18 protein-coding genes and 11 pseudogenes are annotated in these 25,692 nt (G+C 62.9%); 18 read left to right on the top strand and 11 right to left on the bottom strand.

The features are described 5' to 3' along the window. Window positions 1-30 precede the first annotated feature (30 nt). Window positions 31-1,302: pseudogene (locus BQ7477_RS04825) on the top strand (2-isopropylmalate synthase); the annotation flags it as partial. Between the two features lie 3 nt (window positions 1,303-1,305). Here the strand turns inward: BQ7477_RS04825 and BQ7477_RS04830 are convergent. Further along, window positions 1,306-2,028: pseudogene (locus BQ7477_RS04830) on the bottom strand (L-lactate permease); the annotation flags it as partial. 206 nt (window positions 2,029-2,234) lie between these two features. On the opposite strand from BQ7477_RS04830, the pseudogene BQ7477_RS04835 reads away from it, so the two are divergent. Next, window positions 2,235-3,044, top strand: a pseudogene (locus tag BQ7477_RS04835) (2-isopropylmalate synthase); the annotation flags it as partial. 405 nt (window positions 3,045-3,449) lie between these two features. Here BQ7477_RS04835 and BQ7477_RS04840 read toward each other — a convergent pair. Further along, window positions 3,450-3,989: a TetR/AcrR family transcriptional regulator gene (locus tag BQ7477_RS04840; RefSeq protein ID WP_073983025.1), complete on the bottom strand. Its 540-nt coding sequence runs from the start codon at window positions 3,987-3,989 to the stop codon at window positions 3,450-3,452. A 242-nt stretch (window positions 3,990-4,231) separates the two neighbouring features. Between BQ7477_RS04840 and recO the strand changes: the two genes are divergently transcribed. Continuing rightward, the gene (gene recO, locus BQ7477_RS04845) at window positions 4,232-4,969 is read left to right on the top strand and encodes a DNA repair protein RecO (protein WP_073983026.1); all 738 of its coding nucleotides are present in this window, start codon (window positions 4,232-4,234) and stop codon (window positions 4,967-4,969) included. Beyond that, entirely contained in the window at window positions 4,966-5,790 is an 825-nt protein-coding gene (gene uppS / locus BQ7477_RS04850) for a polyprenyl diphosphate synthase (protein ID WP_073983027.1), read from the top strand. Before recO ends, uppS begins: the two co-directional genes overlap by 4 nt. On the opposite strand, the gene BQ7477_RS04855 is transcribed toward uppS, so the two are convergent. From BQ7477_RS04855 to BQ7477_RS04870, 4 genes are all read right to left on the bottom strand, one after another. Further along, on the bottom strand, window positions 5,787-6,329 hold the full coding sequence (locus BQ7477_RS04855) for an SNARE-associated domain-containing protein (RefSeq protein WP_073983028.1): 543 nt from the start codon (window positions 6,327-6,329) through the stop codon (window positions 5,787-5,789). The genes uppS and BQ7477_RS04855 overlap by 4 nt on opposite strands. Before the next feature lie 91 nt (window positions 6,330-6,420). Continuing rightward, on the bottom strand, window positions 6,421-6,819 hold the full coding sequence (locus BQ7477_RS04860) for a Fur family transcriptional regulator (protein WP_073983029.1): 399 nt from the start codon (window positions 6,817-6,819) through the stop codon (window positions 6,421-6,423). A 23-nt stretch (window positions 6,820-6,842) separates the two neighbouring features. Next, window positions 6,843-7,757: a metal ABC transporter permease gene (locus tag BQ7477_RS04865; protein ID WP_073983030.1), complete on the bottom strand. Its 915-nt coding sequence runs from the start codon at window positions 7,755-7,757 to the stop codon at window positions 6,843-6,845. Further along, the gene (locus tag BQ7477_RS04870) at window positions 7,750-7,962 is read right to left on the bottom strand and encodes a hypothetical protein (RefSeq protein WP_073983031.1); all 213 of its coding nucleotides are present in this window, start codon (window positions 7,960-7,962) and stop codon (window positions 7,750-7,752) included. The genes BQ7477_RS04865 and BQ7477_RS04870 overlap by 8 nt, the downstream gene beginning before the upstream one ends. Before the next feature lie 4 nt (window positions 7,963-7,966). Here BQ7477_RS04870 and BQ7477_RS11455 point away from each other — a divergent pair. Then, window positions 7,967-8,308: pseudogene (locus BQ7477_RS11455) on the top strand (extracellular solute-binding protein); the annotation flags it as partial. On the opposite strand, the pseudogene BQ7477_RS11460 reads toward BQ7477_RS11455, so the two are convergent. From BQ7477_RS11460 to BQ7477_RS04890, 3 genes and pseudogenes are all read right to left on the bottom strand, one after another. Next, a pseudogene (locus BQ7477_RS11460) lies at window positions 8,307-8,762 on the bottom strand (metal ABC transporter ATP-binding protein); the annotation flags it as partial. The pseudogenes BQ7477_RS11455 and BQ7477_RS11460 sit on opposite strands and share 2 nt — an antisense overlap. 59 nt (window positions 8,763-8,821) lie before the next feature. Continuing rightward, complete coding sequence (locus tag BQ7477_RS04885) at window positions 8,822-9,814, bottom strand: metal ABC transporter solute-binding protein, Zn/Mn family (protein WP_073983032.1); 993 nt, start codon at window positions 9,812-9,814, stop codon at window positions 8,822-8,824. Window positions 9,815-9,878: 64 nt separating this feature from the next. Next, window positions 9,879-10,895 (bottom strand): LacI family DNA-binding transcriptional regulator, encoded by a 1,017-nt coding sequence (locus tag BQ7477_RS04890; protein ID WP_073983033.1) that lies wholly within the window; start codon window positions 10,893-10,895, stop codon window positions 9,879-9,881. A 163-nt stretch (window positions 10,896-11,058) separates the two neighbouring features. Between BQ7477_RS04890 and BQ7477_RS04895 the strand changes: the two genes are divergently transcribed. The 8 genes and pseudogenes from BQ7477_RS04895 to BQ7477_RS04930 all read left to right on the top strand — a co-directional run. Then, entirely contained in the window at window positions 11,059-12,294 is a 1,236-nt protein-coding gene (locus tag BQ7477_RS04895) for a sugar ABC transporter substrate-binding protein (protein WP_073983034.1), read from the top strand. Between the two features lie 210 nt (window positions 12,295-12,504). Next, window positions 12,505-14,097: an ABC transporter permease subunit gene (locus tag BQ7477_RS04900; protein WP_073983035.1), complete on the top strand. Its 1,593-nt coding sequence runs from the start codon at window positions 12,505-12,507 to the stop codon at window positions 14,095-14,097. Between the two features lie 59 nt (window positions 14,098-14,156). After that, the gene (locus BQ7477_RS04905; RefSeq protein WP_073983520.1) at window positions 14,157-15,041 is read left to right on the top strand and encodes a sugar ABC transporter permease; all 885 of its coding nucleotides are present in this window, start codon (window positions 14,157-14,159) and stop codon (window positions 15,039-15,041) included. A gap of 600 nt (window positions 15,042-15,641) precedes the next feature. Beyond that, window positions 15,642-16,031, top strand: coding sequence for a GntR family transcriptional regulator (locus BQ7477_RS04910; protein ID WP_073983036.1), 390 nt, complete (start codon window positions 15,642-15,644; stop codon window positions 16,029-16,031). Beyond that, entirely contained in the window at window positions 16,028-16,924 is an 897-nt protein-coding gene (locus BQ7477_RS04915; protein ID WP_073983037.1) for an ATP-binding cassette domain-containing protein, read from the top strand. The genes BQ7477_RS04910 and BQ7477_RS04915 overlap by 4 nt, the downstream gene beginning before the upstream one ends. Next, window positions 16,921-17,637, top strand: a complete 717-nt coding sequence (locus BQ7477_RS04920) for a hypothetical protein (protein ID WP_073983038.1) — start codon at window positions 16,921-16,923, stop codon at window positions 17,635-17,637. The genes BQ7477_RS04915 and BQ7477_RS04920 overlap by 4 nt, the downstream gene beginning before the upstream one ends. Before the next feature lie 996 nt (window positions 17,638-18,633). Further along, a complete protein-coding gene (locus BQ7477_RS04925) occupies window positions 18,634-20,022 on the top strand; it encodes a glycine--tRNA ligase (RefSeq protein WP_073983039.1) in 1,389 nt (462 codons plus the stop codon). Between the two features lie 82 nt (window positions 20,023-20,104). Then, window positions 20,105-20,782 (top strand): annotated as a pseudogene (locus BQ7477_RS04930) (tRNA dihydrouridine synthase); the annotation flags it as partial. Here BQ7477_RS04930 and BQ7477_RS04935 read toward each other — a convergent pair. Next, window positions 20,735-22,411: pseudogene (locus BQ7477_RS04935) on the bottom strand (PTS transporter subunit EIIC); the annotation flags it as partial. The pseudogenes BQ7477_RS04930 and BQ7477_RS04935 overlap by 48 nt on opposite strands. Window positions 22,412-22,610: 199 nt before the next feature. Here BQ7477_RS04935 and BQ7477_RS12365 point away from each other — a divergent pair. The 3 genes and pseudogenes from BQ7477_RS12365 to BQ7477_RS04945 all read left to right on the top strand — a co-directional run. After that, window positions 22,611-22,814 (top strand): annotated as a pseudogene (locus BQ7477_RS12365) (deoxyguanosinetriphosphate triphosphohydrolase); the annotation flags it as partial. A gap of 4 nt (window positions 22,815-22,818) precedes the next feature. Continuing rightward, window positions 22,819-23,121: pseudogene (locus tag BQ7477_RS04940) on the top strand (His/Gly/Thr/Pro-type tRNA ligase C-terminal domain-containing protein); the annotation flags it as partial. A gap of 82 nt (window positions 23,122-23,203) precedes the next feature. Continuing rightward, the gene (locus BQ7477_RS04945; RefSeq protein WP_478209460.1) at window positions 23,204-23,377 is read left to right on the top strand and encodes a type I 3-dehydroquinate dehydratase; all 174 of its coding nucleotides are present in this window, start codon (window positions 23,204-23,206) and stop codon (window positions 23,375-23,377) included. 531 nt (window positions 23,378-23,908) lie between these two features. Here the strand turns inward: BQ7477_RS04945 and BQ7477_RS04950 are convergent. Then, window positions 23,909-24,124 (bottom strand): annotated as a pseudogene (locus BQ7477_RS04950) (PTS glucose transporter subunit IIA); the annotation flags it as partial. A 1-nt stretch (window position 24,125) separates the two neighbouring features. On the opposite strand from BQ7477_RS04950, the pseudogene BQ7477_RS11470 reads away from it, so the two are divergent. Then, window positions 24,126-24,224 (top strand): annotated as a pseudogene (locus tag BQ7477_RS11470) (hypothetical protein); the annotation flags it as partial. 45 nt (window positions 24,225-24,269) lie between these two features. Further along, a partial coding sequence (gene dnaG, locus BQ7477_RS04955) for a DNA primase (protein WP_073983040.1) occupies window positions 24,270-25,692 on the top strand: 1,423 nt, incomplete at its 3' end.

The following is a 25,692-nucleotide window of genomic DNA, read 5'->3' on the forward strand; positions in this document are numbered from 1 at the left end:
GGGCAAAGCGCCGCCGATAGACTACGAGGTGTGAAGACTACATCCAGCGTCCCTGTCCCCGCCGGCTCGCGCATGCCGATTGGCAAGTACCGCGCGTTCCTGGATACCAACCCTATTGATCTGCCGGACCGCCAGTGGCCATCTAAGCGGATCACGAAGGCTCCTCGGTGGATGTCCACTGACCTGCGTGACGGCAACCAGGCGCTCATTGAGCCGATGGATCCGGTGCGCAAGCGCCGCATGTATGATCTGCTCATCAAGCTGGGGTTCAAGGAGATCGAGATTGGTTTCCCTTCTGCCTCGCAGACTGATTTCGACTTCGTGCGCTCCCTGATCGAGGATGACGCGGTTCCCGAAGACGTGACCATTTCGGTGCTGACCCAGTCGCGCCCGGAGCTGATTGAGCGCACGGTCGAGGCCATGGTCGGCTTCCCGCGCGCCACTGTTCACCTCTACAATGCAACTGCGCCTGTGTTCCGCGAGGTTGTTTTCCATGCGGATAAGGCTCAGACGGTTGAGCTTGCGCAGTTTGGCGCGCGCGAGGTTATCGCGCAGGCGGAGAAACGGCTGGGTGATGAGACCATTTTTGGTTTCGAGTACTCCCCGGAGATTTTTGTCGATACGGAACTCGAATTCGCTCTTGAGGTGTGCGAGTCCGTTATGGACGTGTGGGAGCCGGGCGAGGGGCGCGAGATCGTGCTCAACCTGCCTTCCACGGTCGAGCGCGCCACACCCAACGTGTTCGCGGACCAGATCGAGTGGATGAGCCGCAACCTGAGCCGCCGCGAGTACGTGGCCCTGTCCGTCCACCCCCACAACGACCGCGGCACCGGCGTCGCCACCGCCGAGCTGGCGCTCCTGGCCGGCGCGGATCGTATTGAGGGCTGTCTGCTGGGCCAGGGCGAGCGCACTGGCAACGTGGACCTGGTGACCCTGGGCTTGAACCTGTTCAGCCAGGGCATCGATCCGGGCATCGATTTCTCGGACGTGGACGCTATCCGTCGCACGGTCGAGCACTGCACGCAGATGGAGACGTCTCCGCGTGCTCCCTACGTTGGTGACCTCGTCTACACGAGTTTCTCTGGTTCGCACCAGGACGCGATTAAGAAGGGTTTTGCGGCCCGCAAGACGAAGGTGGACGCGGCGGGCGGCGACGAGAATGCCGTCGTGTGGGAGCTGCCTTATCTGCCGATCGATCCGCATGATGTGGGTCGTTCCTACGAGGCTGTGGTTCGCGTGAATTCGCAGTCCGGTAAGGGTGGTGTCGCCTACCTGATGTCGACGGCGCATTCCTTGGAGCTTNGCGGCTGCGCCCGCGACGAGGGCGAGGGGCCAGAGTTGGCGCACGCCTCGGGAGCCGTCCAGGATGAACAGCATGAGGAAGGGGATGAACAGGCAGAAGATCCACGTCAGGTGACCCATGTCGCCGGCGACGACGACGGGCTCGGCGTCAGCGAGCCTGCCGGCGGTCGTGGTGGGGATGGCCATGGCGCCGAAGCCGACGTTGATGGCGTTGCCGACGACGGCCACGACGGCTGCCTTGATCTTCGGGACGCCGAGGGTCACGAGCATGGCACAGGTGATGGCAACGGGAGCGCCGAAACCGGCCAGGCCCTCGAGCAGGCCGCAGAAGCTCCAGGCGACGATGAGTGCTTGTGCGCGCTGATCGCCGCGGCCGATCGTGTTGAAGACGGCCTTCAGGTCGGAGCTGCGCCCCGACTTCTCGGTGAGGTTGTAGAGCCACACGGCCGCGATGATGATGTAGATGATCGGCATGAAGCCCATCGCCGCGCCCTGCGTGCCGGCCAGGAGGGCTATGCCCACGGGCATTTTGAAGGCGAGGACCGCGATGACGAGCGAGGTGACAAGCGAGATGATCGCGCACCAGTGGGTGGCGACCTTGAAGACACCCATGAGGACGAAGAAGAGGATGAGGGGGAGGAGGCCCACGATGGCCGTGAGGAAAACGTTGCCTGCGACGGACGTCGTCGATGGGGTAAAGGATTGAGCTAACAACAAGGGGGTCATGACTGCTCCGCGCGTCGTTGTGTGGGACATTGGACCTAATTATCATGACATATGAGCGCCGTCAGTGACGGCACTTCACGCGCGCAATGTGTTCCAATGGCCTGAGCGTGCGACAAAAACCGCAACGCAGGCGACCGCGCCGGATCTCACGTCCAGTATGCGCAGGCTTGTCTCATGGGCAAAGCGCCGCCGATAGACTACGAGGTGTGAAGACTACATCCAGCGTCCCTGTCCCCGCCGGCTCGCGCATGCCGATTGGCAAGTACCGCGCGTTCCTGGATACCAACCCTATTGATCTGCCGGACCGCCAGTGGCCATCTAAGCGGATCACGAAGGCTCCTCGGTGGATGTCCACTGACCTGCGTGACGGCAACCAGGCGCTCATTGAGCCGATGGATCCGGTGCGCAAGCGCCGCATGTATGATCTGCTCATCAAGCTGGGGTTCAAGGAGATCGAGATTGGTTTCCCTTCTGCCTCGCAGACTGATTTCGACTTCGTGCGCTCCCTGATCGAGGATGACGCGGTTCCCGAAGACGTGACCATTTCGGTGCTGACCCAGTCGCGCCCGGAGCTGATTGAGCGCACGGTCGAGGCCATGGTCGGCTTCCCGCGCGCCACTGTTCACCTCTACAATGCAACTGCGCCTGTGTTCCGCGAGGTTGTTTTCCATGCGGATAAGGCTCAGACGGTTGAGCTTGCGCAGTTTGGCGCGCGCGAGGTTATCGCGCAGGCGGAGAAACGGCTGGGTGATGAGACCATTTTTGGTTTCGAGTACTCCCCGGAGATTTTTGTCGATACGGAACTCGAATTCGCTCTTGAGGTGTGCGAGTCCGTTATGGACGTGTGGGAGCCGGGCGAGGGGCGCGAGATCGTGCTCAACCTGCCTTCCACGGTCGAGCGCGCCACACCCAACGTGTTCGCGGACCAGATCGAGTGGATGAGCCGCAACCTGAGCCGCCGCGAGTACGTGGCCCTGTCCGTCCACCCCCACAACGACCGCGGCACCGGCGTCGCCANCGGGGTGGGGCATCGGTGGTCCTCATCGACGGTCAGAGAGAGGTTACGAGCGAACTATACATGTCAGAGTGCGGAACCGCGAAATCCCGGGCCTAGATACAGTTGCTCGAATGTACAGTGCGTCGCTCTTCACTTGTTCGTACTCGTTTTTTTGGGCGCTATTGCACCAAAGTCTGACCGGTATCAATATGTGGTATTTGTTTGTGTTTAAACGTTGTGAGTGATTCTGGAGCCTTTGATGGGGGTTGTCGTAGGCGTTATATATTTTATTCGGTCAGGTTGTTGGTCGTGGTCTACTGTCACAGGGGTGTGTTGCGCGTGGGGATGACAATCCCGGCCTCGTCGATGGGGACGAGGCCGGGGTATAGGTATGTATCCTCGCGCGGCTGGTGAGGTGAACGTGTTAGTTGGCCAGTCGTGCCAGAGCGGGAGTGGTTTGGTCGGTCATAAGGACGCGCATGCGGGCGATTGCGAGGGAAGGGTTAACTTCCAGGCCGGAGAGCATCCACTGGGCCATGTGGGCGGCGGTGGCCAGGGCGAAATGCTGGGCCACGACGTCGCGCGCGGTGGCCGAGGCTGAGCCGGGCAGGCGGGACTCGATGAGTTCCTGGGCGTTCGAGACGAGGAAAGCCCACAGGTCGTTGGCTTCGATCGTCTTCATGGCGGCGGCGGTTTCGTCGCGATGTTCATGCATCCACATCATTGTTGCTTCGACGGCGTCAAGCCATTCTCCCGAACTGGTGGTCAGTCGCGATGTGACTTCCTCGCGAAAAACCCAAGCATTGAGGTCGTTCAGGGAATTGAAGTGGTAGTAGAACGCTTGTCGGGTGACTCCAGCAGCGCGTGTCAGTGCGCTGACAGAGATCTTTGACAGTGGTGTTTGTTTCAGGGCGTGGCGCAGTGCGGTGCCAAGCTTTTCGCGGGCATCAATCGGGGGAGCCATATGTTTCCTTCCTTCGACGGTTATGAATAAACCATAACCAGTTACGAGAAAACTATCTACTCGAAAACTCCTTGTCGGCTGTTAGACCGACCACGCTGTCAGTTTCTCACACTTTGTTGACAACGCCCACAGATGCACTTGTCGAAGAATGTGACAGTACACTTCACAAGAAATTTCGCTCTACGCGACGCCACCAAACCCACGCCACCACGGCCTCGTACCCGTGACACAATGGCATCGTGATGAAGTCCTATCGAGACGAAGCGATCGTCCTGCGCACCCACAAACTGGGCGAAGCTGACCGCATCATCACCCTGCTCACCGCCGAACACGGGCAGGTTCGCGCCATCGCCAAAGGCGTGCGCAAAACAACCTCCAAGTTCGGCGCCCGCGTCGAACCCTTCTCCGTCATCGATGCCCAGCTCCACCGAGGCCGCACCCTCGACACGCTCACCCAAGTCGCCTCCATCGCCCAATACGGCGACGCCATCGCCTCCGACTACGACCTCTACCTGACCGCCACCGTCGTCGTCGAAACCGCGCAGCGACTCACCGCAGACGCCAACGACGGAACCCACTCCCAATATCTGCTCCTCATCGGCGCCCTCAATGCGCTCGCGCGCGAACGTCACGACCCCACCCTCATCCGCACCTCCTACACGCTGCGTGCCCTTGCACTCGCAGGTTGGGCCCCCTCATGCTTCGACTGCGCCACATGCGGCGCACACGGCCCCCACTCATCCTTCTCTATCCCCGATGGCGGAATTGTATGCGACACCTGCCGCCCTCCCGGCGCGTCCTCCCCAGCTCCCGACACCGTTGACCTGCTCGGCCAACTTCTCAGCGGAGACTGGGCGCACGCTGACCGCTGCGAAACCTACGCGCGCACCGAGGCCTCGGGCCTTATCTCCTCCTACACTCAATGGCACCTCGAGAGGCGCCTACGCTCCCTGACCCTCATCGACAGGACCCACCCATGACGACCCAACGACCCACCCCCATGGACCGTGCCCCCGCAGACCCTGCAGCCCCTCTCCTCGGCCCCGGCCAGTGGCATGTTCCCGCCCCCACCTTCGCGAAGGGAGAAGTGCCCGCGCACGTCGCCCTCATCATGGATGGAAACGGGCGTTGGGCAAACTCCCGGGGCCTCGCGCGCACCGAGGGACATCGCGCCGGGGAATACGCCCTCATGGACACCATCGCAGGCGCCATCGATGCGGGCGTACGCTACCTGAGCGTCTACACGTTCTCCACCGAAAACTGGAAGCGTTCACCCGCCGAAGTCTCCTTCATCATGAACTATGCCTCCGACGTGCTCGCGCGACGCACCGACCAGCTGGCCGACTGGGGCGTACACGTGCGCTGGAGTGGGCGGCGCCCACGCCTGTGGACAAGCGTCATCAAAGCCCTAGAAAAAGCGGATCGCGCTACCTCCCACTGCAACACCCTGGACCTGATCATGTGCGTCAACTACGGTGGGCGCGCGGAGCTGACCGACGCTGCAAGGTCCATCGCCGAAGCCGTGGCAGCGGGACGCATGAGTCCGCGCGGCGTCACCGAAAAAACCTTCGCACGCCACCTCTACCTGCCCAACGTACCGGACGTCGATCTCATGATCCGCACGTCCGGGGAGCAACGCCTGTCCAACTACCTGCTCTGGCAGATGGCCTACGCCGAAATGACGTTCGTCGACACCCCTTGGCCCGCGTTCGACCGCGAAGAACTCTGGGGGTGTCTCGAAGAATACGCAGGGCGAGAACGCCGCTTCGGTGGAGCAGTCGACCGCGTCCCGCAGGCCTAAGCCTGCTCCTGCTGGAGGGAGGGAGCGTTGCTTGCGCGCTTGCGGCGCCCCCACACCACCTTCGCTGCGATCAGGCAGACAACGACGCCCAAGGCCGCCCAAGCCCACGGGGAGCCGGCGATCGCGCGGAGAACCGCGACAAACAACGCAAGCGTCCCGAGGCCGTAAAGCAGCGCCCACAGGATGCAACCGGGAATCATCGCGATCGTGTAGGTGCTCCAACGCATACGCACCAAGCCGGCGCCAGCGTTGACCGCCGTCTGGACCCCAACCGTCAGGAAACACAGGGGAATCACAATGATGCCCCACTTGTCCAGCAACGCCGCTCCCCTGCGTGGAACCGGCCCCTCAAACCAACGGGCGATGGAACCCAGGAAGCCCGAACGGCCCGAAGCGCGAACGGCGCCAGAGGCCGCGGCTCGACCGAGCCAATAGGTCATCTGTGCGCGGGACAAGACAACCATGAAGAGGAAAGGGAACAGCCAGATGCCTTCGCGAGCGAAGGTCGGGACCATGTTGCTGATTCCTGCAGTATACACAAAACCCTCCAGCGGACGGTTAACCAAACAAAGCCCATCCTAATATACCGACGAAAAAACGCAGAGCGCTACCCCGTGATGCCAACAGGCCTTAGCTTTCGGCGGCCTTCATCTGGCACTGGGTGCACACGCCGAAGAGTTCAAGCGAGTGCTCAACATCAGCAAACCCGTGCGTCATCGCCACGCTCATTACCCAGGACTCAATCTGCGACTGCTCGATCTCCTCCGTGAAGCCGCACTTGCGACACACCAGGTGGTGGTGATGGTGCTCGCTCGCGCAGTTACGGTAGAGAGTCTCGCCTTCGGTAGAACGCAGCGTATCAACGCGCCCGTCCTCGGCGAGTCCTTGCAATGAACGGTACACGGTCGCCAGGCCCACGCGCTGCCCCTGGGAATGCAGGTCCTCGAAAATCTGCTGAGCGGAGCGGAAGTCAGCGACGCGCGTGAGTTCGTCGAGGACTGCCTGACGCTGCTTGGTCATGCGTTGCATGGATCTGCCTTCCTTGTGGTGCCTCACTGGGTCCCCGCCCGCTCGGGGTGCTGGTTGTGGGCGCGTGCAACGCGCAGCCTGCGTACCCTGCGTATGCGATCCAGGGCCGCCCTGATCATAAACCCGATCGCGTAGAGGCCGATAGCGCCCACAACGATCGTCGCGCCGGGCGACAGATCCACGAAGTAGGTCAGGGAGAGTCCGCATGTGCAGATGAGGACGCCGAGCACCATGGCGATACCCATCGTCGAGCGGAAAGAACGGGCACCCAGCTGCGCGATCGCAACGGGGATGACCATGAGGGCGCTGACCAGGAGCGAGCCGACGACACGCATCGCGACTGCGACCGTGAGGGCCGACAAGACCGCGATGAGGAGGGACAGCGTGCGCACGGGTAGCCCCGTGGAGCGCGCAAAGTCCTCGTCGTTGGTGACCGAGAAGAGCGCGGGGGCCAGCCCCACGCCGAGTATCACGATGGCCGCGCCGAGGATCGTGATGAGCGTGATGTCGCTCCATCGCACGGTCGAAATCGATCCGAACAGGTAGGAGTTGAGCTGTGCGGAGGTGCCGCCCGCCAGTCCAATGAGGAGAACGCCGCCCGCAATGCCGCCGTAAAAGAGCATGGCCAGAGCCGTGTCGCCAGAGGTGCGTCCGCTTTGGCGGACCAATTCGATCGCAATCGCCCCGAGCAGGGAAATGATCACGGCTCCGGGTACCGCCCACGAGTCCGCCGGGGACACGTTCGCGAATGCGCCAGCCAGCCAACCCAGGGCAACGCCGGTCAGGGAGATATGCCCGATGCCGTCGCCGAGCATCGCGAGTCTGCGGTGGACGAGGTAGGTGCCGATGATCGGCGCCGTCAGTCCGACGATGAGCGCGGCCAGGAGGGAACGCTGCATCATCGGCGAGGACAGTAGCGTGGTCAGTGCGTCAATCATGCGTGTCTCCTGTCCAGATTCCGCTGACGAGGCCGTGGTCGCCCTGGGAGGGTGCGGTGGCCTCTGAGGGGTGGCAGTGGTCGCCGCCGCCGTGGTGCTGCTCGTGGTCGTCGTCGATGTGGGGGGCGCCGTCGTAGGAGACGTGGCCGGCGCTGATGTGGAGCTCGCGGTCCAGGAGGGGGCCAAGTTCGCCGAGCTCGTGCAAGACNAAGGGCGACCCGTACCACTTCTACGGCTTCCAGACTTCTTTCGGCGCCCCCGTCTTCAAGACCAACGATGCGGGTGAATACACCTCCGATCTAGCCATGGGCGGCTCCGGCGGCACCGACTTCGCCAAATGGCTCAAGGCCCAGGGCGATGCGGGCATCCTCTCGACGTCCATCGACGGTGACGTCGCTAAACAGAAGTTCCTTGATGGTGCGGCAGCCTACACGGTGACCGGCCCCTGGAACGTCGCTGCCTTCCGCTCGGCCGGAATGGACGTCTCTGTCCTGCCCGTCCCCGCCGCCGGCTCGCAGGCCGCGCAGCCCTTCGTTGGTGTCCAGATGTTCTANCGAGGGCGCGCGCGATGAGGACGCGCTGGGCCTGGCCACCCGAGAGGATATTCATGGGGGAGTGGGCGCGGTGGGCCATGCCGACGCGCTCGAGAGCATCCATCGCGCGGGCCGTGTCCCCGGGCATCGCCCACAGGCGACGAGGCCCGAGCAGGCCGGAGCGCACGACCTCGATAGCGCTGGAGTTGACGGCCCCGCCCGAGGAAATGCGTTGGGGCACGTAGCCGATCTTTTTCCAAGGCACACGCCGACGCGTGGTGATCGAACGCCCAAAGAGCTGGGCATCGCCGCTCGTGATGGGGGCTGTGCCCAGGAGTGCCTTCACGGTCGTAGATTTACCCGAGCCGTTCGAGCCTGTGATGGCGACCGTTTGTCCGGCGGGGATCGTCAGGGTGATTCCGTGCAGGATCAGGTCGGTGTCCCACGCGACGTGTAGGTTATCAAGGCGCACGACGGCGGGTGCCCCGAAGAGTGGGGCACCCGCGTGTTGCGTCGTAGACGGATCAGATGTCACTGGCAGTTGAGCGCTTTCGTGAGGGCGTTGATGTTGTCGTTCATGACTCCGGAGTAATCCTTGGAGGGATCTGTTTGGGACTCGATCGGATCGAGGACTGCTGTCGTGATTCCGAGGTCGTCGGCCAGGGTCTGGGCAATCTTGGGATCGATCAGTGCCTCGGTGAAGATGGTCGTCACGCCCTGGTCCTTGGCGATCTGGCTGATCTCGGCGAGTCGCGCGGGTGAGGGGGAGGAGTCGGGGTCGAGGCCCGAGATGCCTACCTGGGTCAGGCCGGTGCGGTCGGCGAGGTAGCCGAAGGCAGTGTGTGCGGTGACGAATGTCTTGATCTGGCAGGTCGAGGTCTTGGAGACGAGGTCGTTGCCCAGGGAGGTGAGTTCGTCCTTGAGGGCCTTGGCGTTGGTCTTGTACATTTCGGCGTTGGCCGGGTTGGCTTCGGCGAGCTTGTCGCCCACCAGGGTGGCGGCGTTTGCCATGCGCACGGGGTCTAGCCAGAAGTGCGGGTCTGCGCTCATGTCATGGTGATGGTCCTCGTGGCCATCGGCCTCGCTGGACTGTGTTTCGTCGGTGTCCTCGTCCTCCTCCTCGGAGGGGTGGTTCGCGTCGACACCTGCTTCCACCAGTTGGACGGCGGGGGAGACGTCGATGACGGTCTTGGGAGCTTGCTGCTCGATAGCCTCGTCGACCGCGCTTTGGAAGCCAGCGAGGTAGATGACAGCGTCCGCGGAGGACAAGGCGTCGACCGTCTTGGGGGAGAGTTCGAGGTCGTGGGGCTCTGCGCCGGCGGGGGTCAGCGAGGTGACGGTCACGTGTTCGCCGCCGATCTTTTCAGCCAGATACTGCAGGGGATAGAAGGAGGCCATAACGGTCAGGGTGCCATCCTTGGCTCCGCTGGTACTCGAGGGAGCGGTGGAGGAACAAGCGGACAGTGCGAGCGCTGTGGCGGCCGCACAGGCGGCGGCGAGGAATCTCTTCGACATGAGAATCATTCTCCACAGTTATGAGAATCAATGTCAAATCATTCTCGCGACGCGGACCTGCCGGTCGGAGTTGCTAGCTGATCGGCGCGGTCGTTGCGCGCACGACCAGGTCCGGCGGAAAAAGGTGATCGGCGTGAGTTGAAACGTAGTCGGGCGTGGCCATGGCGCCAAAGAGGGTGTCCACAGCTGAGGTGACGATCGAGGTAACCGGCTGGTGAATCGTGGTCAGGCTCGGGCTCAGGTGGGACATGAGGAAGGAGTCGTCGAAGCCAATGACCGAGATGTCCTCGGGGACGGAAAGGCCCATCGACCTGATCGCGTCGATGGCGCCGATGGCTTGCAGGTCTGAGCCAGTGACAATTGCTGTGACCCCCCGTTCGAGGAGGCCGGGCGTTCGCGCCGCGGCGGCCTCGTAGGTGTAGAAGGTCTCCTCAATGATGGGGGAGCGCTCGCCAACCAGTTCCTCCATGATCAGCGTGAAGGCGTCCGCCTTGCGCTGCGCTGGAACGATATGCGTGCGTCCTGTGATCAGGGCGATGCGCGTGTGGCCCAACTCGTGAAGGTGAGCGACCGCCGTGCGGATACCGAGCGCGTCGTCCGTCGAAAAATCCGGAGCTGGAATTTCAGGTCTAGTGCCGTTAATCGTCACGAATGGGATTGAGCGTTCCAAAAGCTCATGGTAGGGACCAAGGTCCGCTAAATGGTCTGCATGTCGACCGGAGAGAAAGATGAGACCGCTCACTCGATGATCAAGAAGTGAAGACAGGTGGTCGACCTCAGAGGTCGCACCGGGCGTCTGTGTGCGGATTTGCGTGATGCCCCCGGCCCGCGATACTCCCTCCTGGAGACGGTGGGTAAAGGATGCGAAAATTGGGTTCGTGAGTTCCGGGACGATAACCCCAATCGTTGGCGTGTTTGGGGTGCGCTCGGGAGCAGGTCGGTCGTATCCCAGCTCGTCAATGGCGGTAAGAACCTTGCGACGCGTGTCCGTGGACACCTGTCCCACGCCATTGAAGACGCGTGATACTGTCGCGGTCGAGACGCCGGCGTGGGCGGCAATGTCAGCCATACTCGTGCGGTTTTTCGTCATCGACTCAACTCTCCTTCGGGCGTGTCAGTGCGACAGATCCCTACAAATGTAACAGCTTGCCCACAATTTGAAAAATTGTTGCAGAAACAAAAATGGACGTATTAAAGTGGTAGCTAGCGGGTCGCTGATGGAGGCGACCGGCCCGACCAACACAGGAGTAAACATGCGACGTGGCATCGCAGCACTCGGTGCCCTTGCGGCGGTTACCGCTCTGGCCGCCTGCAGTGGCAACACCACCCCTTCCCCATCGTCGAACTCGTCGGCTGCCAACAAGGGCAGTGATGCGTCGGCGACTCTTACGATCTGGGCAGACGACACCCGTTTCACTCAGGTTCAGTCCATCGCGGAAGAGTTCACCAAAGCCACGAACGTGGCTGTGAACGTCGTACAGAAGTCTCAGACTGACATGGACACCGAGTTCACCACGCAGGTCCCCACCGGTAATGGCCCGGACCTGATCGTGATGGCACACGATAAGCTCGGATCGTTCGTTGCCAACGGTGTTGTTGCTCCCGTTGATCTGGGCGAAAGCGCGTCGAACTTCTCTGATGTTGCTCTCAAAGCCGTTACCTACGATGGCAAGACATACGGTGTTCCCTACGCCGTCGAGTCCGTCGCCCTGGTGCGCAACAACGCGCTTACCAAGGACACCCCGACCACCTTCGACGACATGATTGCATCCGGCAAGACCTCCGGTGCTCAGTACCCCTTCATTATCCAGATGGGTGATAAGGGCGACCCGTACCACTTCTACGGCTTCCAGACTTCTTTCGGCGCCCCCGTCTTCAAGACCAACGATGCGGGTGAATACACCTCCGATCTAGCCATGGGCGGCTCCGGCGGCACCGACTTCGCCAAATGGCTCAAGGCCCAGGGCGATGCGGGCATCCTCTCGACGTCCATCGACGGTGACGTCGCTAAACAGAAGTTCCTTGATGGTGCGGCAGCCTACACGGTGACCGGCCCCTGGAACGTCGCTGCCTTCCGCTCGGCCGGAATGGACGTCTCTGTCCTGCCCGTCCCCGCCGCCGGCTCGCAGGCCGCGCAGCCCTTCGTTGGTGTCCAGATGTTCTCCCAGAGCGCCAAGTCCACCAACACCCTGGCTGCCAAGCAGTTCTTCAACTACCTGGCCACCCCCGAGGCCCAGACTGAGATGCAGAAGCTCGGCGGTCGCGCATCTGCGATGCCGTCGGTCGCCTCCGGTTCGGATGACCAGGACATCAAGGACTTCTCGAAGGTCGCCGAGTCCGGTGCGCTTGCTCCGGCCATCCCGGCGATGAACAAGGTCTGGAACTTCTGGGGCCAGACCGAGGCCAACATCGTTTCTGGCACCGAGACCCCTGATGAGGGTTGGGCCACGATGATCGGCAACGTCGAGAGTTCGATTGCCGCTAAGTGAGGTGGCCGGAGCGGAGACTACCTTTCCCGCTCATAGTTACTGACCTCAACGCCATACGGTGGTGGTGTTCGCCCGCCCAGCGTGACGGGCGAACACCACCAACCGGGCCACCGGCGCCTGTGGGTGTCACAGCACCACGGTGTCAACTCTTTACCCGCCGATGGGCGGTACGCTGCAAAGGTGCGCGAACGCGCGCGTGTGGAGGAAACGATGTCTGAGCCAGCGAAGGCTACAGAAAACAAGAAGGCGAGGCCTAAGGCCTCGCATGCGAGCGAAGTGACCAGGCCCGGTTTCTTCGCAAAGCTCATCCTGATGATGCTGATCGACGCCCTGGGGCTGTACGGCATGTTCACCGCCTACATGGTTGAGTCGTGGGCCGTGCTCGCCGTCCTGGTCGTGCTGCTCCTTGCCCTGAACTGGGTGTACTTCTCGAAGCGGATGATCCCCGCGAAGTACCTTGTTCCCGGCATGGTGTTCCTGCTTATCTACCAGGTGTTCGTCATGGGGTACACGGGTTACGTGTCCTTCACGAACTACGGCAATGGACACAACTCGACTAAGGAAGACGCACTTCACTCGATCCTGATTGCGGCCGAAGAGCGTGCCCCCGGCGCCGAGACCATGCCGGCCGCGGTCGTCGAGGATGCATCAGGCTACGGGCTGGCCATCGCTGATCGCGAGACGGGTGCCATCCAGGTGGGCACCGAACATACCCCGATGCACGACGTCGATGGAGCGTACGCTGCGGGCATGATCACGGAGGTCGCAGGCTACAAAGTCCTCACGATCGCTGACATCCTCAAGCCTGATGTGCAGACTGAAGTCGCTAAGCTGAGGGTCCAGGTTTCTCAGGACGTCAACGACGGCAGCTACAAAACCGATGACGGTACGAGTGCCTACGAGGTGAAGTACAACAAAACGTACGATGCAGCTGCCGATACGCTGACGGATGTCGAAACGGGTGTCGTGTACACGGCGAACGACAAGATCGGCGCCTACGTTGATGCCGACGGTAACGCGATCGATCCAGGTTGGCGTGTCTTCGTCGGTTTCGACAACTACCGCAACATGTTCACACGCGGCGATCTGGCAGGTCCCTTCCTGAAGGCGCTTGTCTGGTCCTTCGTCTTCGCCGCAGTGTCCGTTCTCTCCACCTTCGCGCTCGGTCTGATCCTCGGTCTTGTTTTCTCGGACAAGCGCATTAAGGGCCGCAAGATCTATCAGTCGCTGATGATCCTTCCTTATGCTTTCCCGGCCTTCTTGGCTACGCTGGTGTGGAAGGGCATGCTCAATGAGGAGTTCGGCTTCGTCAACAACGTGTTCCTCGGTGGTACGAAAGTTCCGTGGCTTGACGATCCGCTTCTGGCGAAAGTGTCGATCCTGGGTGTCAATCTGTGGCTGGGTTTCCCCTACATGTTCCTCGTCTGCCTGGGCGCCTTGCAGTCCCTGCCGAGCGACGTTGAGGAAGCCGCGAAGATCGACGGTGCTTCAGGCCTGCGCACTGTGTGGTCCATTAAGCTGCCCCTCGTCCTGCAGTCGACCGTGCCGCTGTTGATTGCTTCCTTCGCGTTCAACTTCAATAATTTCTCGCTGATCTACATGCTGACCAAGGGTGGACCGAACTATCCGGGTATGGATGTTGGCCAGACCGACATCCTGATCTCCATGGTCTACAAGATCGCGATCGATTCGGGTTCCGCGGACTACGGCCTGGCCTCGGCCATGTCGATCATCATCTTCATCGTCGTTGGCGTGATCGCGTGGCTCGGTTTCCGCCAGACCAAGACACTTGAGGAGCTGTGATGCGCAGTAATACAACAGTGGCCAATCAATACCGCGCTGCCGCCTACGGGCACGGTGCGATGCCTCCTACGTACCGTTCGTCGTCCCTGAGTGGTGGGCGCTGGTGGGCTGAGGTTGGCTGGCGACACATCGTCGCCATCGTGACCATCGTCTACTGTATCATTCCCTTGCTGTACGTTCTGTCGGTCTCCCTGAATCCTAACGCGACGCTGACGGGTTCAAATAGCCTGTTTGAGAAGATCTCTTTTGATAACTTTGCTGCCCTGGGTTCGGGTAAGTACTCGGCTTACTGGTCGTGGGTTCTCAACTCTCTGATTGTTTCGACGGCTACAGCTATTGGTACTGTCCTCATGGGTGCAGCAGCCGCGTATGCGTTCAGTCGCTTCCGTTTCAGGGGCCGTCGAGCGACCCTTACCGGCTTGCTGCTGGTGCAGATGTTCCCGCAGATGTTGGCTTTTGTGGCTCTCTTCCTGCTCCTTTTGGGAATTCAGGACATTTTCCCGGTGTTGGGCCTGAACTCGAAGCTGGGTCTTATCTGCGTCTACTTGGGCGGCGCGCTTGGGTCGAACACCTTCCTACTTTATGGTTTCTTCAACTCGATTCCGCGTTCGCTGGACGAAGCAGCCATGATTGATGGTGCGACGCACGCTCAGACCTTCTGGACGATCATTATGCCGTTGGTTCGCCCGGTTCTGGCGGTCGTCGGTCTGCTGAGCTTTATCTCCTCGCTTGGTGACTTCGTGATCGCGAAGGTCGTCCTGCAGGATCAGAGTCAGTTCACGCTGGCTGTCGGCATGTACATGTGGGCCGCTGACTCGCGTACTGCCCCGTGGGGCATCTTCGCCGCCGGCTCTGTGATCGCGGCTGTCCCTGTGATCCTGTTGTTCCAGTACCTGCAGAAGTACATTGTGTCCGGTCTGACCGCCGGCGCTGTCAAGGAGTGAGCGCGCCTGCGCTGACGCTCTGACCCGGCCCTGGCCTCGTCCCTTATCCCCGTGGGACGAGGCCGGGGCTATTTCTGCGTTCGGGCGCGAGGGGGTGAGGCGGGGTGCTGTGTTCGTGGGGCGGCCAGTTGACGTGCTGATGTGGATCCGGCATCGCGGGCGCGGGCGCGGGCGTTGCGGGCATAGTTTCCCAACAATGTCGCACGTAATTCCCATGTAAACCTTTTGAACTTTAAAATATGGTCGTTGGGATTGTAACGTTTGTGAGCTGTGTCGAAAACTGACCGAGGTGAATTATGTGCGACTTTAGGGGATGGCTGTAGTTCCCTGACAATGTCGCACGTAATTCCCATGTAAACCTTTCAAATAGTGAAATGTGGTCGTTGGAATTGCAATGTTTATGGACGGTGTTGAAAACTGACCGAGGGGAATTACGTGCGACTTTTTTGGGGAGCGGGTTCGTTGTGGTGGGCGTGGGTAGGGGTGGTGTGGGCACGGGGGGAGGAATGCGAGGTTCGTGTGGTGAGACCGCTTGACAGGTTAACTGGTTCTATGGTTCATTAGTCATGTAATGAACCACTGAAGCCGGAGGACTTGCGCATGGCACCCACATTCATCTCGGGGATCCCGATCTACCTGCAGATCGCCGACGACATCCGCGCGCAGATCCTGCGCGGCGCCCTGCGCGCCGGGGACCAGCTCACCTCCACCACGGAATACTCCGCGACCTACCGCATCAATCCGGCCACCGTCGGCAAGGCCTTCGCGATCCTCGTCGATGAAGGGCTCGTAGAAAAGCGACGCGGCATCGGCATGTTCGTCGCCGAAGGAGCCCGCCGCGCGCTCGTGGCCGACGGGCTCGCGTCCTACGTGGAGGAGACCCTCAACCCCGCCGTCGAAGCGGGCCTGGCCCTGGGCCTCGACCTCGACGCCATCATCGACCACGTCCGCGCCTACAGCGCCGACACGACCGCCAAGGACAACTCATGATCACCCTCAACTCCATCAGTTACACGTATCCGGGAGAGAGTGAGGCGGCGCTGCGCGATGTCTCGCTCACCCTAGGGGACGCCACCGTCACCGCCCTCGTCGGCCCCAACGGCTCGGGCAAGACGACGCTCATGCAGATCCTCGGCGGCCTGATGGTCCCCACCTCGGGGAGCATCTCCATCGACGGTACCCAGGCCAGTGCCGACGACCTGCTCACCGGCTCGATCATGGCCTCGTCCAGCCGAGACCTCGACGATGTCCCCGCAACTATCCTGGTCCAATATGCCCGTCTGCGCCCGACCTGGGACGAGGCTCTCTTCGCCCACTATGTCGAGAGCTTCAGCCTGCCGGTCCAACGCCGCAAGACCCTCGGCAAGCTCTCCACAGGCCAAGCAGCTGTCTTCGCCGGCGCGATCGCCCTGGCCTCGGGCGCGCCCCTCACCCTCCTCGACGAGATTCAAGCGCCCCTGGACGTGCCCACCCGATACGCCCTCTACGAGGAGGTCCTCACCCTGGCGGCGGAGGTCATGGAGGGAAAGCGCCCGCAGCGCCGCTTCCTCATCTCCTCGCACATGGTCTCTGAACTCGAGAAGGTCGCCGAAGACGTCATCGTCTTGAAGAAGAGCGAGCTCCTCGCCCACGAGAGCGTCGACGACTTCACCGCCCGCGTCACCTCCGTCACGGGCCACGCCTCCGACGTCGAGCGCTTCCTCGGAGAGCGCCCGGCCCTCGCCGTCATCGCCAGCCGCGAGCTCGGCTCCACGCGAGAGATCGTCGTGGACCTGCGCGGCGCCTCCATCACCGAGGCTGATCTTGCCGCCCATAGCCTCAGCGCATCGCCCTGTTCCTTCCAGGACGCCTTCGCCTACCTCATCCAGGAGAACGACCAATGAGCACCGCACCCACTGTTTCTTCTCAGCCCTCGATCTGGCGACTTGGAATGGTCGACTGGCGATTCGCTTTCGGAGTGTACGCCTCGGTTGTCGTCGGTCAATTTCTCATTAACTCCACGGTGAGCGCCATCATGTATGCGACCTCCGATGACTTCTCGGGGCACGTCGATCAGGCCGCCGTCAACGCCGCCTTCTCGACGGGCATCTACCTCCTCATTGCACAGATCATCACGACGACGACGTACCTGCGGGCGGCGTCTCTGAGCGGCGCGTCGCGCCGCACCCTGGCACGCTCGACCTACGTGCACAGTGCCATCGTTATCGCTATAGCCAGTGTGATCTGGTGGGTGCTTGCCCTGGCTCAGACGCACATGTTCTTCCTGGGGAGCCTCGAGTACCCCCTCGGAGTGGACTCGTGGCTCTTTGTGGTGGCCGCCTGGATCGCCTGCGACGGGGCCGGACGCCTGATCGGTGCGGCCTCGCGCCATGGTAGAGGCCCGTGGATGGTCGCCCTCGGCATTATCGTGGCGACTGTGCTGGGCCTGGCTGGCATAGCCGGTCCGGTCACCTGGCTGGTCCTCACGCTCGTTCACAAGTCCGGCTACCTTCCCCCGATGCACCCCGCCTTCTGGCTCCTCGGCCTGATCACTCTCGCAGTCACCGCCGCCGGGTGGCGCCTGACCTTCACGGGTCGCCTGCGCAGCCTCAACTGAACGCCTGTCGCGTCAGGGGAACATGACCCCTCGACCCTGCCCCGGCCTCGTCCTTTTCTCGTGGGACGAGGCCGGGGCTCCTTCTCGGGTTATCAGACCGGGTGCGTTGCGGGTAGAACGGTGGTGAGGCTCGCTGGTGTCGCAGGTCGACGCTGACAGTAGTGGCCGCCAATAATGAGGGCGTATCGTGCTGCTGGGTGTTGACATTTTGGCTTTGCTGCGCGGAAAAACACCCTTTGATGCGTTCGTGTTTGTCTGGATGAAATGCTTACCTCATCGTGCCCTGTGTATGGCCGTCTCGTCATCCGTCATGGTGTGATGTCGGAAGGTCCTCAGCGTGATCGGTGTCCCGTGAGAGCGCGACATTGAACGTTATAGGCACCGGGGTGAAGTCTCGATGGGTTTGTGGCCTGCATGGCGGCCGTCGTCACTATGCTGGCCTGCCTGACGGGCCTACTCGCGCGCATGTGGATAGGTTACGAAGATGTGGATAGGTTAATAACCTATCCGGATGCTCATAACCTATCCGGATGCTCATAACCTATTCGGATGCTCATAACCTATCCGGATGTTCACAACCTATCCGCGTGCGCGCCGGGAGAAGTCACGATCGCCGCCACATGGGCCGCGAACACTCAACCTATCCGCGTGCACGCCGGGAGAAGCGCGCCGAAGGGCCATCCTGAACACTGGGCTGAGTGTCGTGTCGATCGTGGGCGAGGGCGCCGCAGGGGTGAGCAGGCTTCCAGTCTCGGCGCCCCGAATACAGGTCGCCGAGTGTACGACCGGTGTGCTGGCATCCCACGCGGTGATCAGGAATCTCGTGGGGCGAGGCCAACTCAACGAGGCCGGGGCTCCTTCGTGCCAGCCGCGCGCACCCTGTGGTGGGATCCATGGGCGCCCAAGCGGTGCGACACAGCCCCACGCAGTAGTTATCGACTAGTATCGATGGCGACACGACAGCCAGTCGTGCCCCAGATACTCAAGGAGTGACAAGTGGCTAAGGGACCCTCCCGCCTCGACAACGTGATCAGCCTGGCCAAGCGCCGCGGCTTCGTCTTCCCCTGCGGTGACATCTACGGTGGCACCCGCTCCGCGTGGGACTACGGCCCGCTCGGCGTGGAACTGAAGGAAAACATCAAGCGCGCCTGGTGGAACGCCATGGTCCGCCGCCGCGCCGACGTCGTCGGCCTGGACTCCTCCGTCATCCTCCCGCGCGAAGTGTGGGTCGCCTCCGGCCACGTCAAGGCCTTCACCGACCCGCTCATCGAATGCCTCAACTGCCACAAGCGCGCCCGCGAGGACCAGCTCATCGAAGAGCTCGCCGAAAAGAAGGGCGTCGAAGAGTCCTCCCTGACCACCGCCGACCTCGCCTGCCCGACCTGCGGCGTGCGCGGCCAGTGGACCGAGCCCCGCGCCTTCTCCGGCCTGCTCAAGACCTACCTGGGTCCCGTCGACGACGAGGCCGGCCTGCACTACCTGCGCCCCGAAACCGCCCAGGGCATCTTCATCAACTACGCGAACGTCATGAACGCCGCGCGCAAGAAGCCGCCGTTCGGCATCGGCCAGATCGGCAAGTCCTTCCGCAACGAGATCACGCCCGGCAACTTCATCTTCCGTACCCGCGAGTTCGAGCAGATGGAACTCGAGTTCTTCTGCGAGCCCGGCACCGATGAGGAATGGCACCAGTACTGGATCGACTACCGCAAGGCCTGGTACGTGGACCTCGGCATCGACCCGGAGAACCTGCGCGAGTACGAGCACCCCAAGGAGAAGCTCTCCCACTACTCCAAGCGCACCGTCGACCTGGAATACCGCTTCGGCTTCCAGGGCAGCGAGTGGGGCGAGCTTGAAGGCATCGCCAACCGCACCGACTACGACCTGACCGTGCACTCCGAGGCCTCCGGCGCGAAGCTCGACTACTTCGACCCGAACACCAAGGAACGCTGGACCCCCTACGTCATCGAGCCCTCCGCGGGCCTGACCCGCTCCCTCATGGCATTCCTCATCGAGGCCTACCACGAGGACGAGGCCCCCAACGCCAAAGGCGGCGTCGACAAGCGCGTCGTGCTCAAGCTGGACCCGCGCCTGGCCCCCGTCAAGGCTGCCGTCCTGCCCCTGTCCCGCAAGCCCGAGCTGACCGGCCCCGCCCAGGAGCTGGCCGACGAGCTGCGCGGCATCTGGAACGTCGACTACGACGACGCCGGCGCCGTGGGACGCCGCTACCGCCGCCAGGACGAGGTCGGCACGCCCTTCTGCGTCACCTACGACTTCGACTCGATCGAGGACCACGCCGTCACCATCCGTGAGCGTGACACGATGGAGCAGGTGCGCATCCCGCTCGAGACGGTCAAGTCGTACCTGGTCGAACGCCTGGGCTGCTGATTTGTCCATAGCCTCCTCGTCCGCAGCGGCCCCTCTTCGCGTGGGGCCGCTGCGCCTGTGGACACCCGTCGTCCTGGCCCCCATGGCCGGGGTGACGGACGTGCCCTTCCGACGCCTGTGCCGCATCATGGGCGAGTCGGGCCTGCCCGACCACCTGCGACCCACCGGCATCCCCACGTGGGCCACCAACAAGGGGGAGGGGGCCACGGCCTCGTCCCCTCAGTACCCGCGCGATGGCGCAGGTGAACCGCGCCACGTCGCCATCCCACGCGTGGACGCGCCCGCCGGCCTGTACGTCACCGAGATGGTGACCAGCCGCGCCCTCATCGAAGAAAACGAACGCACCTGGGACATGGTGCGCCCCGACCCCGCCGAGCGCGTGCGCTCCCTGCAGCTCTACGGCGTCAACCCCGCCGTCATGGCCCGCGCCGCGACAATGCTCGTCGAGCGCGACCTCACCGACCACATCGACCTGAACTTCGGGTGCCCCGTCCCCAAGGTGACGAAGAAGGGCGGGGGAGCGGCCCTGCCCTGGAAGCGCGATCTGTTCACCGACCTCGTGGGTGCCGTCGTGCGCGCCTCAAACGAGGCCGGGGAGCGCGCGGGGCGCGAAATCCCCGTGACCGTCAAGATCCGCATCGGCATCGATGCCGAACACGAGACCGCGACCGACGCCGCCCTGAGTGCGCAAAAACTGGGTGCCGCCGCGCTCACCCTGCACGCGCGCACCCAGAACCAGCACTACGCGGGACGCGCCCACTNGAGCCGGGGCGGCCTCAGCTGCGGGAGCGACGGCGGGAGCCGAGGCGGGGTCGGCGGAGACGCCGGCCTTCATGGCTTCCTTCTTCGCGCGCGCCTCAGCTTTCTGCTCCTTCGTGCGGTAGTCGAAGAAGACGACCATCAGGAAAGCAGTAGTGAACGCTGCCAGGATGCCCAGACCGTAGACGGCCATGGGGGTGAAGACCGGGATCGTCAGCAGCGACGTGAACACGAAGGTGTTCGTGGTGGCGCCGCCACCGATGCCGATGACCAGACCGCCGACGACACAGCCGGTGAGCATGAGCGGGTAGATGCGCTTGAAACGCAGGTGAATACCGTACAGTGACGGCTCGGAGATACCGCCGAAGAGGCCCGCGGCCAGGGCGCCGGACGCCGTCTGACGCATGTCGGTGTCGCGGTCACGGATCGACAGGAAGAGAACTCCGGCCGTGGCGCCGAAGCACGCGAAGTTCCACGCGCCCATGGGGCCCTGGATGAAGTCCGAACCCGTCGAGGCGATGTTGGCCAGCTGCAGGGCGTTGAGCGGCCAGTGCAGGCCGAGGGGCACCAGGAAGGGGTAGATGATCGGGATGATGATCGCGAAGACGATGGGGGCGTTGTGGTTGAGCCAGGCGAGGCCGCCACCCAGGCCGTTACCGATCCAGATCGACAGGGGGCCGATCAGGAAGGCGGTCAGCGGCATGATGATCATGAAGGAGATGAAGGGGACGAACACCATCTGGACGTTCGAAGGAACGATCTTCTTCAGGCCCTTGTAGACCAGAGCTAGGAGCGGCACCATCAGCAGCGGGACGAAGACCTGGCCGCCGTAGTCGGCCAGCTGGAGCGAGATGCTGTGGGGGAAGGTAACTCGTCCAATGAGGGGGAGCCAGAAGTCGATTTTGTTCAGTATGGGGAAGGCGGACAGCAGGGGTTCAAGTGAGGCGATCTGGGTAACGCACTGCTCGGTGCCCAGGGCAGTCTGCTCACAGGTCGTCTCAGCGAACGAGGAAGCGTTGCTCAGACCGATGAAGTTGGGGGTGAGCAGCGACAGGATGACGGCTGTGCCGACCCACGGGTCGATGTCCAGCTTCTTGGACGCGTTGTAGGCGACCATGGCGGGCAGGAAGTAGAAGACCGCGCGCCACATGGAGTTCACGTAGCCCAGCCACGCGGGGATGGTCTCCGCGCGGGTGTCGACGATGTGCAGGGCGTCGAGGACCGCCAGGAACGCCAGGATCAGGGACGCGCCGAGGAGGACGGGCAGGAGGGGGCGGAACGAGTCGGAGAGGTACTCGAAGAAGGCGTCGACGATGGCGTTCTTACCGCGTGCCTTCGCGCGGGCGGCGGCCTTGACGTCGTCGTTCGAGGCCGTGGCGCCCGACTTCATTGAGGGCAGGTTGTTGATCTCGTTGAAGACCGACTGGACGGCGCCGCCGATGACGATCTGGTAGCGGTCGCCTGACTGGGGGACGGCTCCGAGAACGCCGTCGATGGCCTCGACCCTGTCCTTATCGATAATAGATGCGTCGCGCAGCTCAAAGCGTAGCCGCGTCGCGCAGTGGGTAAAGTGAGTGATGTTGCCGGGACCACCGACCGCATCGAGGATTTCCTGTGCCGTGTTGGACACGGGGGACTCCTTCCGTGGGTGAGATTCGACGCTGAATGCGACATCCGACATTTAGCATGTTTGAGCAATCGAGGAAAGTTCCGACGGGGTATCTCACAGAAATAGCTCGACTCGTTTCAATTACTTTCAGTGACGAGGCCTTGATGTCGTTCCAGTAGACTGTGCGGCCAGCGGGCGGCGAGGCACGTAACATGGCCTCGTGAATGAGTTTTCTGTGGTAATTCCAGGCGTGGATGGCACTGATGCGGCGGTTCCGTACAGCAGGGCCGATTCCGAGCGCTGGGTGCCCGAGGAGCACAAGTCCTCGGCCCGCACGGAGTTCGAGCGCGACCGGGCGCGCATCCTGCATTCGTCCGCGCTGCGTCGCCTGGGTGAAAAGACGCAGGTCCTGGGCCCGATTTCGGNACCCGCGCCTGGCCCCCGTCAAGGCTGCCGTCCTGCCCCTGTCCCGCAAGCCCGAGCTGACCGGCCCCGCCCAGGAGCTGGCCGACGAGCTGCGCGGCATCTGGAACGTCGACTACGACGACGCCGGCGCCGTGGGACGCCGCTACCGCCGCCAGGACGAGGTCGGCACGCCCTTCTGCGTCACCTACGACTTCGACTCGATCGAGGACCACGCCGTCACCATCCGTGAGCGTGACACGATGGAGCAGGTGCGCATCCCGCTCGAGACGGTCAAGTCGTACCTGGTCGAACGCCTGGGCTGCTGATTTGTCCATAGCCTCCTCGTCCGCAGCGGCCCCTCTTCGCGTGGGGCCGCTGCGCCTGTGGACACCCGTCGTCCTGGCCCCCATGGCCGGGGTGNCGATGGGGCAGCACGGCGCACCCACGCGCCTGGTCGGCTCCGCCCTCGGATCGGCTGCGACGTTTGCGACCCTGCCCGGTGCCGAGGGGAGCGCCCCCGGTCAGTTCACCATCGAGCAGGTGCGCGCGGTCCTCGACATCGTTGAAGGCTCCGAGGCCTAGAGTTTCTCGACCTGTTCCGGGGTGTCGCCCGAGGCCGGGGTGCGGGCCGCCAGCATGTACGTCAGGGATCCCCCCACAAAAGTTGCACATAATTTCCCCGGGTCAGTTTTCGATATGACGCACAAACGTTGGAATTGCAACGACCCTATTTCAATGTGTGAAAGGTTGACAGGGGAATTACGTGCGACATTGTTGGGGAACCATGCAATGGGGTCCTGTCCGGGTGGACCTCCGGCATCCACCTCGGGTGCCTCCCCCAAAAGTTGCACATAATTTCCCCGGGTCAGTTTTCGATATGACGCACAAACGTTGGAATTGCAACGACCCTATTTCAATGTATGAAAGGTTGACAGGGGAATTACGTGCGACGTTGTTGGGGAACCATGCAATGGGGTCGCACCCGGACTCCAGCGAGACGGCATGTTCTATACACGCGTGTGCGCGTCGGCGTCGGTTGAACACCCGGCAGATACACGTGTGGGGGCGGGCCTTGCGGCCCACCCCCACAGCGTCAGTGAGATACCGGGACGCTCACGCCTCCTTGGGAGCCACCGTCACAACGGTCTGGCCGATGGTGACCGGGCCGGGAGCGGCGGGGGTGATCTCGCCGAACTTCTTCTTGTTCGTCACGACCATCGGGGTGATGGTGTCGTAGCCGGCCTCGCGGATGACGTCCCAATCGACCTCGGCAAGGACATCGCCACGCTTGACGATGTCGCCCTTCGAGACGCGGGGCGTGAAGCCCTTNCGCTTGCGCGCCGTCATCGATCAGGTCGCGGCGCTCACGGACGTGTCGGCGTCGGCGTGGCACGCCCGCTGGTGCGGCATGCTGTCGTCGCAGCTCTGAGCGTGATCGGACGCAGACGTGGGTGGGCATCGGTAGACTGAGATTATGGCGGGTTTGATTCGCAAGGACGACATCGAAGCGGTACGTAGCGCGATCAAGATCGACGAGATCATTGGCGAGCACGTAGCGCTGCGACCCGCTGGCATCGGTTCCCTCAAGGGGCTGTGTCCCTTCCATGACGAACGCACGCCCTCCTTCAACGTGCGCCCCCACCTGGGCATGTTTCACTGTTTCGGGTGCGGTGAGAGCGGCGACGTCATCTCCTTCGTGCAAAAGATCGACCACCTGCCGTTCACCGAGGCCGTGGAGATGCTCGCGCAGAAGGCGGGGATCACCCTCCACTACGAGGAGGGCGGGACGCGGGTGCGCACGGAGGAGCCGGGCAAGCGCCAGCGGCTCCTGGACGCTCATCGCGTGGCCGAAGAGTTCTACTGCAAGCAGCTGGGCAGCAAGGAGGCTCACAGGGGGCGCACGTTCCTGGCTGAGCGCGGCTTCAACCAGGCGATGTGTGAGCATTTCGGGGTCGGCTATGCCCCGGCCTCGTGGGATTCGCTGACGCGCCACCTGCGCTCCAAGGGCTTCACGGATCAGGAGATCCAGATCGCGGGCCTGGGGTCGCAGGGCAGCCGCGGCATCTACGATCGTTTCCGCGGCCGACTGGTGTGGCCGATCCGCGATATTACGGGTGCGACGGTGGGGTTTGGCGCGCGCCGACTGGACGACGCCGACAAGGAGTCGCCCAAGTACCTGAATACTCCCGAGACGCCCATCTACAAGAAGTCGCAGCTGCTGTACGGGTTGGACCTGGCGAAAAAGTCGATCGTGACGGACCATCGGGTCGTCATCGTCGAGGGGTACACGGACGTCATGGCCGCACACGTCGCGGGGGTGACGAACGCGGTGGCGACGTGTGGCACGGCGTTCGGTTCCGAGCATGTGCGTATCATCCGGCGCCTGCTGGGCGACCACGCGGACCCGGCGGCCGGCGTCGTCTTGTCGAGCGGGCGCGCGCACGGCTCCGAGGTGATTTTCACCTTTGATGGGGACAGTGCCGGGCGCAAGGCGGCGCTGCGCGCCTACGGGGAAGACCAGAATTTCGCGGCACAGACATTCGTGGCGGTTGCCCCGGGCGGGCAGGATCCCTGCGACCTGCGCCTGGCCGAGGGTAACCAGGCGATCGTCGATCTGGTGAACTCACGCATCCCCCTGTTCGAGTTCGCGATCCGCTCCGTCCTGTCTCAGATGGATCTGCGCAGCGCCGAGGGGCGCGTCCAGGGCTTGAGGGCCTCGGCCGGAATCGTCGCGCACATCAAGGACCGTGCGCTGCGCGCCGAGTACACGCGTTCACTTGCCGGGTGGCTCGGCATGGACATGGGCACGGTTGAGCAGGCGATTCGGGCGGCGGGCCGCGTCGAGGTCATCGCGCCGGGGCCTCGCCCGGGTGAGATCGAGATGGCGGGTGCGGGCC

The sequence above is a fragment of the Actinomyces bouchesdurhonensis genome (assembly GCF_900128465.1).
GTDB lineage: Bacteria > Actinomycetota > Actinomycetes > Actinomycetales > Actinomycetaceae > Pauljensenia > Pauljensenia bouchesdurhonensis.

Excerpts from the sequence above, each read along its gene's own strand:
- BQ7477_RS04840 (WP_073983025.1), bottom strand. The coding sequence starts at position 3,989 with ATGGCTCCCCCGATTGATGCCCGCGAAAAGCTTGGCACCGCACTGCGC.
- recO (WP_073983026.1), top strand. The coding sequence starts at position 4,232 with ATGAAGTCCTATCGAGACGAAGCGATCGTCCTGCGCACCCACAAACTG.
- uppS (WP_073983027.1), top strand. The coding sequence starts at position 4,966 with ATGACGACCCAACGACCCACCCCCATGGACCGTGCCCCCGCAGACCCT.
- BQ7477_RS04860 (WP_073983029.1), bottom strand. The coding sequence starts at position 6,819 with ATGCAACGCATGACCAAGCAGCGTCAGGCAGTCCTCGACGAACTCACG.
- BQ7477_RS04865 (WP_073983030.1), bottom strand. The coding sequence starts at position 7,757 with ATGATTGACGCACTGACCACGCTACTGTCCTCGCCGATGATGCAGCGT.
- BQ7477_RS04885 (WP_073983032.1), bottom strand. The coding sequence starts at position 9,814 with ATGATTCTCATGTCGAAGAGATTCCTCGCCGCCGCCTGTGCGGCCGCC.
- BQ7477_RS04890 (WP_073983033.1), bottom strand. The coding sequence starts at position 10,895 with ATGACGAAAAACCGCACGAGTATGGCTGACATTGCCGCCCACGCCGGC.
- BQ7477_RS04895 (WP_073983034.1), top strand. The coding sequence starts at position 11,059 with ATGCGACGTGGCATCGCAGCACTCGGTGCCCTTGCGGCGGTTACCGCT.
- BQ7477_RS04900 (WP_073983035.1), top strand. The coding sequence starts at position 12,505 with ATGTCTGAGCCAGCGAAGGCTACAGAAAACAAGAAGGCGAGGCCTAAG.
- BQ7477_RS04905 (WP_073983520.1), top strand. The coding sequence starts at position 14,157 with ATGCCTCCTACGTACCGTTCGTCGTCCCTGAGTGGTGGGCGCTGGTGG.
- BQ7477_RS04910 (WP_073983036.1), top strand. The coding sequence starts at position 15,642 with ATGGCACCCACATTCATCTCGGGGATCCCGATCTACCTGCAGATCGCC.
- BQ7477_RS04915 (WP_073983037.1), top strand. The coding sequence starts at position 16,028 with ATGATCACCCTCAACTCCATCAGTTACACGTATCCGGGAGAGAGTGAG.
- BQ7477_RS04920 (WP_073983038.1), top strand. The coding sequence starts at position 16,921 with ATGAGCACCGCACCCACTGTTTCTTCTCAGCCCTCGATCTGGCGACTT.